Origin of the sequence: Streptomyces cacaoi (assembly GCF_006539165.1) — a bacterium.
Lineage (GTDB): Bacteria > Actinomycetota > Actinomycetes > Streptomycetales > Streptomycetaceae > Streptomyces > Streptomyces cacaoi.
Window position 1 is genome coordinate 682,387 of record NZ_BJMM01000002.1, and the last position, 15,659, is coordinate 698,045.

Annotated in this window: 2 protein-coding genes (1 of these 2 running past the window's edge); both read left to right on the forward strand. The window is 73.9% G+C overall.

What is annotated here, in order from left to right:
- Entirely contained in the window at positions 1–9,471 is a 9,471-nt protein-coding gene (locus SCA03_RS03245; protein ID WP_086814604.1) for a non-ribosomal peptide synthetase, read from the forward strand.
- A protein-coding gene (locus tag SCA03_RS03250; protein WP_230988462.1) for an SDR family NAD(P)-dependent oxidoreductase crosses the window boundary here: on the forward strand, positions 9,468–15,659 show its 5' end (the start). It continues 9,099 nt past the right edge of the window; 6,192 of the gene's 15,291 nt are visible here — the first part of the coding sequence; the start codon lies at positions 9,468–9,470; its stop codon lies beyond the right edge, outside the window. Before SCA03_RS03245 ends, SCA03_RS03250 begins: the two co-directional genes overlap by 4 nt.

Sequence of the window (15,659 nt, forward strand, 5' to 3'; positions counted from 1 at the left end):
GTGAGCGTCACCCGCCAGGATCTGATCGACAGGATCCGGTCACTCCCCGCCGACCGGCAGCGTGCGCTGATCGCGCTCCTCGGCAAACAGGGCGTCGATGTCTCCGGCCTCGACCCCGCCGGCACCGCCGGCACCGCCGGTCCCGGCTCCACCGCCGGGACCGCCGGGACCGCCGGCGCCGCCCGCACCGTGCCGCGCGTGCCCCGCTCGGCCGACGACCCCGTCCGGCTGTCGTTCACCCAGCAGCGCCTGTGGTTCCTGGCGCAGCTGGAACAGAGCGGCTCGCACTACAACATCCCGATGGGCATGCGGCTCACCGGCCCCCTGGACCGCCCGGCGCTGCTGCGGGCCCTCCACGAGGTCGTCCGCCGGCACGAGGTGCTGCGCACCCGCTTCGTCGACCACGACGGCGTGCCCTACCAGCACATCGAGGACGGCGCGGACTTCGAGATCCGCGAGGAGGAGCTGGCCGGCCCCGGCGAACTGCCCGGCATCTGCGCCCAGGAGACCACCGCACCGTTCGACCTGGAGCAGGGCCCGCTCATCCGGGCGCGGCTGCTGCGGCAGTCCGAGCAGGAACACATCCTGCTGGTGACGATGCACCACAGCGTCTCCGACGGCTGGTCGGTCGGCGTCTTCGTCCGCGACACGACCGCGCTGTACGAGGCGTTCAGCGCGGGCCGCCCCGACCCGCTGGAGCCGCTGCCCGTCCAGTACGCCGACTACGCGCACTGGCAGCGCACCTGGCTCGACGGCGAGGTCCGCTCCCGGCAACTGGGCTACTGGACCGAGCAGCTCGCCGGCGTCGACCCCACCCTCTCCCTGCCCGCCGACCGGGACCGCCCCGCCACCAAGACGTACAACGGCGACCGCGAGACGTTCCACTGCCCGGCGGAACAGCTGGACGCACTGCGGAAGACCGCCGCCCGGCACGGCGCCACCCTCTACATGACGCTGCTCGCGGCCTACACCGCGCTGCTGCACGGCTACACCCGCCGCACCGACGTGGCCGTCGGCACCGTCGTCGCGGGCCGCGGACTGCCCGAGGTCGAGCAGCTCATCGGCTTCTTCGCCAACACCCTCGTGATGCGCGCCGACCTGGAAGGCGACCCGTCGTTCACCGAGCTGCTGGCCCGGGTCAAGAAGACCGCGCTGGACGCCTACGCACACCAGGACGTCCCCTTCGAGGCCGTGGTGGACTCCCTCCACCTGGACCGCAACCTCAGCCACTCGCCCGTCTTCCAGACGATGTTCGTGCTCCAGGAAGCCCTCACCGAGCGCGAGTTCCAGGTGGGCGACCTGTCCGTCACCCCCGTCGAATTCGACGTCGACCAGACCGAGTTCGACCTCACGCTCGACCTGCGCGAGACACCCGACGGGCTGGCCGGGACCGTCGAGTACAACACCGACCTGTACGAGCGCGACACCGTCCGCCGCTTCATCCGGCACTACACCGCGCTGCTCTCCGCCGTCACGGCCGACCCCACGGCACCCCTGTCCCGGCTCGGCATGCTCGACGACGAGGAACGCCACCAGGTCCTGCACACCTGGAACGACACCGCCCGCCCCTTCTCCGACCACAGCTGCCTGCACGAACTGTTCGAGGAGCGGGCGGCACGCCACCCCGGCCGCACCGCCCTGGTGGACGCCGAGGGCTCCTGGACCTACGCCGAACTGAACGCCTGGGCCAACGGCATCGCCCACGGGCTGCGCCGGCACGGCGTCGGCCCCGACGCACCGGTCGGTCTGTGCCTGGAGCGCTCCGCCGAGATGGTCGCCGGCATCCTCGGCGTCCTCAAGGCCGGCGGCGCCTACATGCCGATCGAGCCCTCCTACCCGGGCAGCCGCATCGCCGAGATGGTCGACGGCTCCGGCACCGAGGTCGTGCTCACCCAGCCGCACCTGGACAGCGGGGACCTGGCCGGCGCCGCGCACGTGCTCACCCTGCACCGCGACGGCACCCTGCGCGACCCGGCCGGAGAGGACGTCACCGGGCAGCACACCGACGACCTGCCCGCCGCCGAGACCGGTCTGACACCCGGGCACCTGGCGTACGTCATGCACACCTCCGGGTCCACGGGCCGCCCCAAGGGCGTCATGATCGAGCACCGGGCCGCCGTCAACCGCATCGAGTGGATGCAGAACGAGTACGGCCTCACCGAGGACGACGTCGTCCTCCAGAAGACGCCGTTCAGCTTCGACGTGTCGGTGTGGGAGTTCTTCTGGCCGCTGCTCGCCGGCGCACGGCTGGCCGTCCTGGAGCCGGAGGCCCACCGGGACCCGGCGCGCCTGCTCGACGCCGTCGAGCGGTTCGGCGTCACCACGCTGCACTTCGTGCCCTCCATGCTGCGCCAGATCGTGGCCGAACCCGGCTGGCCGTCCTGCACCTCCGTCCGGCACGTGTTCAGCAGCGGCGAGGCCCTGCCGCCCAGCGTGTGCGCCGACCACGCCGCACGCCACACCGCGCCCCTGCACAACCTCTACGGGCCCACCGAGGCCGCCGTCGACGTCAGCCACTGGACCTGCCCCGACGGCCCGCCGCCGCGCACCGTGCCGATCGGCCGGCCCATCCAGAACATCCGGCTCTACGTCCTCAACGACGCCCGCCGGCCGCAGGGCGTCGGCTGCGCCGGCGAGCTGTACATCGCCGGCGCCGGACTGGCCAGGGGCTACCTCCACCAGCCGGAGCTGACCCGGGAGAGGTTCGTACCCGACCCGTTCTCCGACGAGCCCGGCGCCCGGATGTACCGCACCGGCGACCTGGCACGCTGGCTGCCCGACGGCACCCTGGAATACCTCGGCCGCGCCGACGACCAGGTCAAGCTGCGCGGCTTCCGCATCGAACCCGGCGAGATCGAGCGGCGGCTGGCCGAACACCCCGCGGTGCGCGACTGCGCCGTACTCCTGCGCGAGGACCAGCCAGGCACCTCCCGCCTGGTCGCCTACACCGTCCTGCGCGACGACCGGCAACCGGGCGAAGCCCGCGCCGAGTTGGCCCGGCACTGCGCCGCGACCCTGCCCGACTTCATGGTGCCCAGCGCCTTCGTCACGCTGGACGGCCTGCCCGTCACCGCCAACGGCAAGCTCGACCGCAAGGCGCTGCCCGCGCCCGGCATCGAATCCTTCGCCCGGCAGGACTACGTCGCACCGAGCACCCCGACCGAACAGCTCCTCGCCGCGCTCTGGGCCGAACTGCTCGGCTTCGAAGCCGAACGCGTCGGCGCCGCCGACAACTTCTTCGCGCTCGGCGGACACTCCCTGCTCATCACCGTGCTCGTGGCGCGGCTGCGCGGACACGGCCTGCCCGCCACCGTGCGCGCCGTCTTCGGCGCGCAGACCCTCGCCGACCTGGCGGCCGAACTCGACGCCGCAGAGAGCGGCACGGGCTACGACGTCCCCGAGAACCTGATCCCCCTCGGCTGCGCCCGCATCACCCCGGACATGCTGCCCCTCGTCGACCTCAGCCAGGAGCAGACCGACGCGATCGTGGCCACCGTGCCCGGCGGCGCACCCAACGTCCAGGACATCTACCCGCTGGCCTCCGCGCAGGAAGGCATCCTCTTCCACCACCTGCTCGACCCGGCCAACGACCCGTTCCTGGTGTCCATCCTGATGGCCGCCGACGACGAGGACACCGCCGCCCGGTTCGCGCACGCCGTCCAGGCCCTCATCGACCGGCACGACGTGCTGCGCACCGCCGTGCTCACCACCGGCCTGCCCGAACCCGTACAGGTCGTCCACCGCACCGCACGCCTCACCGTCGAACGCACCCGGCTCGACCCCGGCGAGGACGCCGAACGCCAGGCCCGCGCCCTGCTGGAACGGCTCGACGGCATGGCCGTCGACCGGGCGCCGCTGCTGCGCCTCGTCATCGCCGAGGACCCCGGCTCCGAGCGCCGCTACCTGCTGCTGACCGCCCACCACCTCATCGAGGACGCCACCTCGCTGCGGCTGACCCTGGAGGAGCTGGCCGCCCAGCTGACGGGCCGCGCCGAACTGCTCGCCGCACCCGCGCCCTACCGCGACTTCGTCGCCCACACCCAGCACCAGCTCGCCTCCGACGACGCCGAGAGCTACTTCCGCGCCGTCCTCGGCGACGTCACCGAGCCGACGACACCGTTCGGGCTGACCAACGTGCGCGGCGACGCCCACCGCTACCCGCAGCTGCGCCGGCCCCTGCCCGCCGAGCTGACCCGGGAGATCCGCGCCCAGTCGCAGCGGCTGCGCATCAGCCCCGCCTGCCTCTTCCACGCCGCCTGGGCGTGCGTCGCCGCCGCCACCAGCGGACGCGACGACGTCACGTTCGGCACCGTCATGTCCGGCCGCCTCCAGGGCGTGCCCGGCGTGGAGCGCATGCTCGGCAACTTCGTCAACACCCTGCCCCTGCACGTGGCGTTGACCGGCCGCAGCGTCCAGGACCTCGTCGCCGACGTCGACTCCGGGCTCCAGGAACTGATCGCCAGGGAGCAGAGCCCGCTGAGCCTCGCGCAGCGCGGCAGCGGCATGGACAGCGACACCCCGCTGTTCAGCTCCGTCATCAACTTCCGGCACTTCGAGCGCGGCGGCGCCACCGCGCCCCGCATCGAGGACCACGGGCTGCGCTGGCTCGGCGAGGCCGACGCCATCAACTACCCGCTGACGGTCTCCCTCGACGACTTCGGACACGAGCTGTCCCTGCACGTCATCGTCGAGGACGCCGTCCCCTGCGAGACGGTCGCCGGGCACGTCGAGACCGCGCTGGCCGGCATCGTCCGGGCCCTGGCCGAGGACGACGGCGCCACCACCGGCGCCCTCGACGTCGGCATCCTGCCCGAGGACGAACGCCGCCACCTGCTCCAGGAGTCCAACGCCCTCCCGCCGGGCCTGAGCACACCCGACCTGTGCCTGCACGAGTGGTTCGAGGACATGGCCGCCCGGATGCCCGACGCCGAGGCCGTGGAGTACGCCGGCACGACACTGACGTACGGCGAACTCGACGCCCGCGCCAACCGGCTGGCCCGGCATCTGCGCGAGCTGGGCGTCGGCCCGGACGTGCTGGTGGCCGTGTGCCTCCCGCGCAGCGAACAGATCGCCGTCGGCGTCCTCGCGGCCTTGAAGGCGGGCGGCGCCTATGTGCCGCTCGACCCGGCCCTGCCCACCGAACGGCTGGAGTTCGTGCTGCGGGACAGTGCCCCGCACGCACTGCTCGTCGACGGCGCCCTCCCCGACGGCCTGACCGCCCCCGACCTGCCCGTGATCGACGTGCGGGACGACACCGAGTGGGCCGGGCAGCCGGACGACGGCCTCACCCGCGCCGAGACGGGCTCGGCACCCACCGACCTCGCCTACGTCATCTACACCTCCGGCTCCACCGGCCTCCCCAAGGGCGTCCTCGTCGAACACCGCAACGTGACGCGGCTGTTCACCGCCACCCGCGAGTGGTTCGACTTCGGGCCCGCCGACGTGTGGACCCTCTTCCACTCGTTCGCCTTCGACTTCTCCGTGTGGGAGCTGTGGGGAGCGCTGCTGCACGGCGGCCGCCTCGTCGTCGTCGAACAGGCGGTGACCCGCAACCCGGCGGAGTTCTACGCACTGCTGTGCTCGGCCGGTGTCACCGTGCTCAACCAGACGCCCAGCGCCTTCCGGCAACTGACCGCCGCACAGGGCGAGAACGGCGCCCCGCACCGGCTGCGCACGGTCGTCTTCGGCGGCGAGGCGCTGGACGTCGCGGCGCTCAAGCCGTGGATGTCCCGCCCGGCCAACCGGGACACCCGGCTGGTCAACATGTACGGGATCACCGAGACCACCGTCCACGTCACCCACCGGCCGCTGACCGAGGCCGACACCGACGGCTCGGCCAGCCCCATCGGCCGCCGCATCCCCGACCTGCGCACCTATGTGCTCGACCACCACCGCAGGCCCGTACCGGCCGGCGTGGCGGGCGAACTGTACGTGGGCGGCGCCGGTGTGGCCCGCGGCTACCTCAACCGCCCCGAGCTGACCGCCGAACGCTTCCTGCCCGACCCGTACGCCGACGCGCCCGACGGGCGGATGTACCGCACCGGCGACCTGGTGCGGCAGCTGCCCGACGGATCGCTGGAGTACCTCGGCCGCAACGACGACCAGGTCAAGATCCGCGGCTTCCGGATCGAACTGGGCGAGATCGAGGCGGGCCTCTCCCGCCACGAGGCGGTCTCCCACGCCGTCGTCGTCCCGCACGAGGCCACCGACGGGGGCCGCGCGCTCGTCGCCTACGTGAGCCCGACCGGCACCTGGCTCGACGGCGCGGCCGAGGACATGAACGCCGACCTGGTCGGCCAGTGGCAGGGCGTCTTCGACAACCAGTACGGCAAGGCACCGCAGGACACCGCCGACGACCTCAACCTGGCCGGCTGGGACAGCAGCTACACCGGCGAGCCCATCCCCGAAGCCGACATGCGCGAGTGGATCGACGGCACGGTCCGGCGCATCGAGGAACTGCGCCCCAAGCGGCTGCTGGAGGTCGGCTGCGGCACCGGGCTGCTGCTCTTCCGCTACGCCGACAGCTGCGAGTCCGTGCACGCCCTCGACCTGTCGGCGACCGCGCTGGACGCCGTACGGCGCGGAGTGGAGCGCCGCGAGTGGTCCCACGTCACCCTGACCGAGGGCGACGCGCTCACCGCCGAGGAGCTGCCCAAGGGCGCCTTCGACACGATCGTCGTCAACTCGGTCGTGCAGTACTTCCCCAACCGGCCCTACCTGGAGGACGTCCTCGCCCGGCTGCTGCCGTGCCTGGAGGACGGCGGCCGCATCCTCATCGGCGACGTCCGCAACCTCGACCTCCTGCCCGCGCACGACGCCGCGGCCGAACGCAGCCGCAACCGGGGCCGCACCACCGCCGGCGCGCTGGCCGCGCAGGTACGGCGCCGCCGCCGGCAGGAGACCGAACTGCTGCTCAGCCCCGCCTACTTCGACCGGCTGCCCGAGCGGTTCCCCGAACTCGGCGCCGTCGACCTGCTGGTCAAGCGGGGCACCGGCGACAACGAGATGCTCGCCTACCGCTACGACGCGGTCCTCACCAAGGGCACCGCCCCCGCCGCCGAGCCGCACGGGCCCGGCTTCTGGCGGCAGGCGGCCGACGCCGCCGGGCTGCGCGCCCTGCTGGACGACGACGCGCCCGACCACTTCGGCGTCACCGGCCTCACCAACCCGCAGGTCGCCGACGACGTCCGGATCGCCGAGGAGCTGACCCGCCTCTCGCCCACCCGCGAGATCGAGCCGCTGCACGACGGCGTACGGCTGACCGCGCAGGCGGCCGAGGAGGTGCGCGCCCTCCAGGACGCGCTGGCACACGCCGAGGAACTCGGCTACCACGTGGCCGTCACCTGGTCCCAGGACCGGCTCGACGGGCTCGACGTGGTCCTGCGCAAGGGCGAGCCGCCGCGCGCACGGGCCCGCGCCCCCTACCGCGCCACCCACCTCGCCAACTTCCCGCAGATCGGCGACCTCGGCCCGGCCATGGCCCGCACCCTCAAGGACCACCTGTCCGCCGCCCTGCCGGACTACATGGTGCCCAGCGGGTTCGTCCTCCTCGAAGAGCTGCCGCTGACCCCCAACGGCAAGGTCGACAAGCGGGCGCTGCCCGAACCGGACGAGGACGACGTGGCCAAGGAGGTCTACGTCGCCCCGCGCACCGAGGCCCAGAGCACGCTCGCCGCGCTCGTCGCCGACATCCTCGGCCACAGCCGCGTCGGCATCCGCGACAGCTTCCTCGACATCGGCGGGGACTCCCTGATGGCCGTCCGGCTCAGCATGCGCGTCAAGAAGGAGATGGGCGCGGCGCTCTCGCTCCAGCTCGTCCTCTCCGGCGCCACCGTGGAGGAGATGGCCGAGTCCCTGAAGCCGACCGAGCCGACGGAGCCGACGGAGCCGACGGAGCCGGCCGCACCGAAGCAGCCCACACCCCCAGCAGAGCCGGCACAGCCCCCGGAGGCGACGCAGCCCACCCGGGCCGCCGACACCGCCCGGCCCGCCGCACAGGACGGCACACCCGACGACACCCCGGAACAGCACACGGCACCCGGCGGCCCACACCCCGCAGGCCGGAACCTGCCCGAACTCCCCGAGGCCGACGACACGTTCGACGGCGACGAGGCCCCGCTGCTCCCGCAGCAGCGCGACCTGTGGTTCCTCGACCGGCCCGCACACCTCGGCAGCGCACACGACAACGTCCAGATCGTCTTCCTCGTCGAAGGCCCCCTGGACCGCGACGCCTACGCACGCAGCATCCGCGCCCTCGTCGAACGCCACCCCGCGCTGCGCACCGGCTACGTCCAACGGGACGGCGCCGTCCTCCAGCGCGTCCACGAAGCCGACGGCTTCGAGGTGCACCTCCTGGAGACCGGCGACATCGGCGACGACGCCGTCGCCGCATGGCTCCAGGCCGAACGCGCCCGCCCGTTCGCACCCGAGGGCCCCCACCAGCTGCGCGCCCATCTGCTGGCCCAGGCCGACGACTGGCACACCGTCGTCCTCACCCGGCCCTGGGGCGTCTTCGACGGCTGGTCGGTGCGGATCGTCCTGGGTGAACTCCTCGCCCACTACCACGCGTTCGTCCGCGGCGAGGAACCCGGCCTGGCGCCCCTGCCGCTCCGCTGCACCGACGTCGCACGCCGCCGCGGCCTGCACGACGCCGAAGCCGCCGCCGAGCGGGACCGCCAGCTGGACCACTGGCGCAAGCAGCTGGACGGCCTGCCCCGGTGCGTGTCGCTGCGCACCGACTACCCGCGGGGGCCCGTGAAGTCCTACCGCGGCGCCTCGGTCGACTTCGAGGCCGGAGCCGAACTGCTGGACCGGCTGCGGAAGACGAGCCAGGAGCACGGCGTCACCCTCTACATGACGCTGCTGTCGGCCTTCGCCGTCCTGACCGGCGGCCACACCGACGACCACGATCTGGCGATCGGCGCACCGGTGACCAACCGGCCCACGGAGGACGAGGAACGCCTCGTCGGCTACTTCGTCACCACCCTGGTGATGCGGCTGGACATCACACCGGAACGCGCCTTCACCGACGTGCTGGCGCAGGCCAGGGAGGTCGTCTCGCAGGCGCACGAGCACAAGGACGTGACCCTCACCGACCTCGTCGAGGCCCTGGCACCCGAGCCCGACCCGGCCCACTCCCCGCTGTTCCAGGTGATGTTCAACCTGATCCCCTCGCCCGACCCCGAGGTCGAGGCCGACGGCGGCACCGGGGACCTGTCGATCGTCCCGCTGCCCGCACACCCCGGCACCACCAGGTACGACCTGTCCCTGACGGTGCAGGAGACGGCGTCCGGGCTGCACGGCTCCCTGGAGTACAGCACCGACCTGTTCACCTCGCGGACCGCCGAGGACATGGCCCGCACCTACGAGCGCCTGCTCCAGGAGATCGCGCGCCACCCCGGCAGCGACCTGGCCCGGCTGCGGGCCGAGGCGAACACCAGCCACACCAGCGAAGGAGAGCAAGACCGGTGACCAGTCCGCACCACCCCGAGGACGCGCCGGTGGCCGATACGGATGTCGCCATCGTCGGCATGGCCGGCCGCTTCCCCGGCGCCGACGACCTGGACGCCTTCTGGCAGCTGCTCAGCGAGGGCCGGGAGGGCATCACCCGGTTCAGCCGCGAGGAGCTGGCGGCGGCCGGAGTGCCCGACCAGCTGCTGGACGACCCGGCGTACGTCCCGGCGCACGGCGTCATCCCCGACGTCGACCTGTTCGACACCGGGTACTTCGAACTGACGCCGTCCGAGGCCGCGATGACCGATCCGCAGCACCGCCTGCTGCTGACGGCCGGGCACGCGGCGCTGGAGCACGCCGGCTACGACCCGTCCCGCTACGACGGGCTGATCAGCGTCTACGCCGGCGCCGCGATCAACACCTATCTCCAGCAGCAGGTGCTGCCCCGCGTCGACCAGACCGTGACCTCCAACCACTTCGCCGTGATGGTCGGCAACGACAAGGACTTCCTGGCCACCCGGCTGTCCTACAAGCTCGACCTGAAGGGGCCGAGCTACGCCGTCCAGACGGCCTGCTCCACCTCGCTGGTGGCCATCCACCTCGCCTGCCAGGGGCTGATCAACGGCGAGTGCGACATGGCGCTCGCGGGCGGCGTCACCGTCAAACTCCCGCAGACGCGCGGCTATCTGTACGAAGAGGGCGCCATCCTCTCCCCGGACGGGCACGTCCGCGCCTTCGACGCGGAGGCCGGCGGCACCGTGCTCGGCAACGGTGTGGGCGTCCTGGTGCTCAAGCCGCTGCGGGACGCACTCGCCGACCGCGACACCGTGCACGCGGTCATCAAGGGCACGGCGACCAACAACGACGGCTCCGACAAGGTCAGCTTCGCCGCGCCCGGCGCGGCCGGACAGACGGCGGCCATCCGCGAGGCCCACGCGGTCTCCGGCGTCGACCCGCGCACCATCAGCTACGTCGAGACGCACGGCACCGGCACGCGGCTCGGCGACCCGGTCGAGGTGTCCGCGCTGACGAAGGCGTTCCGCGCCGCCACCGACGACACCGGCTTCTGCGCGATCGGTTCGGTCAAGTCCAACGTCGGCCACCTCGACGCCGCCGCCGGCGTCGCCGGGGTGATCAAGACCGCGCTGATGATGAAGCACCGCACCCTGGTGCCCACGCTGAACTACCACGAGCCCAACCCCGCCATCGACTTCGCCGCGGGCCCGTTCGAGGTGAGCAGCGCCACCGCGCCCTGGAACGCCGGCGGACCGCTCCGGGCGGGTGTCAGCTCCTTCGGCATCGGCGGCACCAACGCGCACGCCGTCCTGGAGGAGGCCCCGGCCACGGCCGCCACGGGCGACTCGCGCCCCGCCCAGGTCCTCGTGCTCTCGGCCCGCACGCCCACCGCGCTGCGCACCGCCGCCGGCCGGCTGGCCGCCCACCTCGAAGCGGAGGACGACCGGGAGACCGGAGCGGCACCGCTCGCCGACGTGGCGCACACCCTGGCGGTGGGCCGCAAGGCACACGAATACCGGCTGGCCGTCTGCGGCGACGACCGGCGCGGCCTGGCGGAGGCGCTGCGCGAGGCGGAGATTCCCGAGCGGCCCGCCACCGGCGGCATCGCGTTCGTCTTCGCCGAACACGTCGCCGACGCCGCGGCGCTCGCCCAGGAGTGGTCCGCGGCCGAGCCCGCCTTCGCCGCACACCACGAGGCCGCGCTGGCGGCCGGCGCCGGTGAACACGGCGAGCGCGGCGACACGTTCGCGCTCCAGTACGCGCTCGGGCGGCTCTGGCTCGACTGGGGCCTGCGCCCCGACGCGGTGCACGGCGACGGCGCCGCGGCGCTCGCCGCCGCCTGTGTGGCCGGGACGCTCACCCTGGAGACCGCCACCGCCCGACTGGCCGACGCCGACACCGACGCCGACAACTACGAAACCCACGCCGCCGCCGACGCGGACGCCGACTCCGGCGCCGCCGATGCCGCCTCCGCCGCCGGACCGCACATCCCGCTGCGCGGCGCACAGGACGAGGTGCGCGGCGTTGCCCTGGAGACCGCGCACGGCCCCTGGGAAGCCGTCGCCCGCGCCTGGGCGGCGGGCGCCGCGATCGACTGGGCCGCCTGGTTCGCCGGGCAGGAGCGCGCCCGGGTGCCGCTGCCGACCTACCCGTTCGAGGGCCGCCGCTGCTGGATCGAGGGCCGAGCCGGTGACCTCCTGCCCGCCGCCGACCCGCTCACCCCCGGCACGGGCGACGCCGAAGCGGCGCACACACCGTCCGGGCAGGGGCCGCACCCGATGCTGGACGAGAACGTCTCCACCCTGGACACGCTCGCCTACCGCAGCACCCGCACCGGCGACGAGTTCTACCTGGCCGACCACCGGGTCGGCGGCGAACCCGTGATGCCGGCCGTCGCCTACCTCGAACTCGCCCGCGCCGCAGGGGAATTGGCGACCGGCGGCACCGTCCGGCTGCGCGACGTCTCCTTCGACCGGCCGCTGTCCTTCGCCTCCGGCCCGCGCACCGCCCTGGTCGGACTGTGGGGCGACGACAGCGACGGCATCGGCTTCGAGGTCACCGAGGGCGAGCACGTCCACGCGACGGGCACCCTCCACACCGACAGCCACACCGACAGCCACACCGACACTCACACCGACAGCCGCACCGCCGAAGCGCCCGCTGCGGCCGACCCGTCCGCCGTCGCCGCCCGCTGCCCCGAGGTGCTCGACGGGCCCGCCTGCTACGACCTGCTGCGCCGCCGCGGCCTGGACTACGGGCCCCGGATGCGGGCGCTCACCGAGGTGGCACTCGGCGAACACGAGGCCCTGGCCACGCTCCGGCTCCCCGACGGGGCCGCGCTGGACGGCGCCCGCCTCAACCCCGCCGTGCTGGACGGCGCCCTGCACGCCGTGGTGGCCCTGCTCGCCGGGGCCTACGGCGAAGTCGCAGGCGGCTTCCTGCCCATGGCGCTCGGCGAACTGGCCGTGTACGGCCCGGTCACCGGTGCCTGCCGCGCCCATGTGACGGTCGGCCGGCTCGCCGAGCGCGCCGCACACGCCGAGGTGACGCTGCTGGACACCGAGGGGCGCCCGCTGGCCCGGCTCGACGACCTCACCGTCCGGGTGCTGCCCCGCACCGACGGTGCCGCACTGATGGCCCGCGACTGGACGGCGACCCCGGCGGAGCACGCCGGACACACCGGCACCGCCGTCACCACCGGCGCCGTCGTCGCCGCCGACGCCTCCCGCCGCACCGCGCTGGCCGGACTGCTGACCTCCCTGGGCGCCGAGGACGTCACCACGCTCGCCCCCGGAGCCGAGGACGAGCTGACCGCCGTGCCCGACGCCGTCCTCGTGGACGAACCCGGGCCGCGGGACGCCCTGCGCCTGGTGCAGCGCCTGCTGCACCACCGCCCCACCTCGCCCGTCCGCGTCCTGCTGATCCACCGGCACGACGCGGACGGCGCGCTGCCCGAACGGGCCGCCCTGGGCGGCTTCGCCCGCACCGTGCGCGCCGAGAACCCGCTGCTCGAACTCCAGGTCGTCGGACTCGGCCCGGACGTCCCCGCGACCGACGCGGCGGACCTCCCGGACGGCACGGACCCCGCGGGCGCCTCCGGCGAGGCCGCCGCCCTGGCCGCCGAACTCGCCGGGCCCGGCGGGGACACGGAGGTCCGGTACACCGGCACGGCGCGGCAGACCCCGCACGCCGTGCCCGCGCCGGCCACCGAGCCCGCACCCGTGCGCCCCGACGGCGTCTATGTGATCACCGGCGGCGCCGGCGGCGTCGGCAGGCTCGTCGCCGGCCGCCTGCTGGAGCGCGCCGCGGGCCGCGTGATCCTCCTGGGCCGCGGCGAGGACCCCGAGGGGGACGACGCCGCACAGCGGGACGAGCGGATCGCCTACCGCCGCGCCGACGTCACCGACGCCGAGGCGCTGGGCGCCTGCCTGGCCGCCGTACGCGAGGAGTTCGGCCCCCTCAACGGCGTCGTCCACGCCGCCGGCGTCCTGCGCGACGGCTTCGCCCTGACCAAGACGGCCGCCGACCTCGACGCCGTGCTCGCCCCCAAGACGGACGGGCTGCGCGCACTGCTCGACGCCACCGCGGACGACCCGCTGGACTTCTTCGTCGCGTTCTCCTCGATCGCCGCGCACATCGGCAGCGCCGGGCAGGCCGACTACGCCTACGCCAACGCCTTCCTGGAGGCGTACGCCGAGCGCGTGCCCGGCCTCACCGCCGTCGCATGGCCGCTGTGGGCCGAGGGCGGCATGCGCCAGTCGGCCGACGCGACGGCCCGGATCACCGCCCGCACCGGCTTCGGCGTCCTGCCCACGGCCACCGGGCTCGACCTCTTCGAGCAGGCGCTCGGCACCCCCGGCGCCCTCGTCGCCGCGTACGGCGACACCGCCGCCATCACCACGGCGCTCGCCGCCCCGGCCCCCACGGCGGCCGGCACCGCACGCCCCACCGCCGAGGGCGCCGACAGCGCCGAGGGCGCCGACGGCGGCACGGCCACCACGGGCGCCGGCGCCGACGACGACGGACAGGCGTACGCGCGCGCCCTGGCACTGCTGCGCGAGCTGATCGCCGCCGAGACGGGCCTCGAACCGGCCGAACTCACCGAGGACACGCCCTTCGACCGCTACGGGATCGACTCGCTGCGGATCACCAAGCTCAACGCGGAACTCGACCGCCACTTCACCGGCCTGTCCAAGACCCTGTTCTTCGAGTACGCCACCCTCGGCGAACTGGCCGGCCACTTCGCCGAACACCACGCGTCCGAACTGGCCGGCACATCCGGCGACAACGCCCACCCGGCCTCCGGCACCTCACCCGGGGCCGAAGCGCACACCGACGGCGCACCCCGCGCCCCGCGCACGCCCCGCACGCTGCGCCGCACCCGCGGCGCCACCGCGGCGGCCCGCCCCGCACCCGGCACCTCCCGCGACGGCGCCCCCGGCGACGACGCACCCGAGGACGACCACAGGATCGCCGTCATCGGCATCGCCGGCCGCTACCCGATGGCGGACGACGTGGACGAGTTCTGGCGCAACCTGCTGGAGGGCCGCGACTGCATCACGGAGATCCCCGAGGACCGCTGGGACCGCGACCGGTGGTACGACCCCGACCCGGCGGCACCCGGCCGCGCCCACACCCGCTGGGGCGGCTTCCTGCGCGACGTCGACCGCTTCGACCCGCTGTTCTTCGGCATCTCCCCGCGCCAGGCCGAACTGATGGACCCGCAGGAGCGGCTCTTCCTCCAGAACACCTGGCACGCGCTGGAGGACGCCGGCTACCGGCGTACCGACCTGTCCGGCCGCCCCGTCGGCGTGTACGTCGGCGTGATGTACGGCGAGTACCAGTTCCAGGGCGCCGTCGACGTGCTGCGCGGCGGACGGCCGCTGACCGGCTCGTCGTTCGCCAGCATCGCCAACCGCGTCAGCCACCAGTTCGACCTTTCGGGGCCGAGCCTGGCCCTCGACACCATGTGCTCCTCCTCGCTCACCGCCATCCACCTGGCGTGCGAGAGCCTGCGCCACGGCGAGAGCGAACTGGCCATCGCCGGCGGCGTCAACGTCTCCGTGCACCCGTACAAGTACGCCTTCCTCAGCCAGGGCCGCTATCTCTCCTCCGACGGCCGCTGCCGCTCCTTCGGCGAGGGCGGCGACGGCTACGTGCCCGGCGAAGGCGTCGGCGCCGTCCTGCTCAAGCCCTACCGGCAGGCGCTCGCCGACGGCGACCGCATCCACGGCGTCATCCTCGGCAGCGCCGTCAACCACGGCGCACGGACCAACGGTTACACCGTGCCCAGCCCGCGCGCCCAGGCCCGCGTCATCGGCGCCGCGATGGAACAGGCCGGGCTGGCACCCGAGCAGATCGGCTACGTCGAGGCGCACGGCACCGGCACCGCGCTGGGCGACCCGATCGAGCTGACCGGCCTCACCACCGCCTACGGCACGGCCCCCGAGACACCCGGCCACTGGCCGATCGGCTCCGTCAAGAGCAACATCGGCCACCTGGAGTCCGCCGCCGGCATGGCCGGACTGACCAAGACCCTGCTCCAGTTCACCCACCGCACCCTCGTGCCCTCCCTCCACTCCGAACAGCTCAACCCCAACATCGACTTCTCCCGCTCGCCGTTCCGCGTGCAGCGCGAACGCGCCGCCTGGACCGGCGGCGACGAGCCGCGCCGCGCCGGCCTCAGCTCC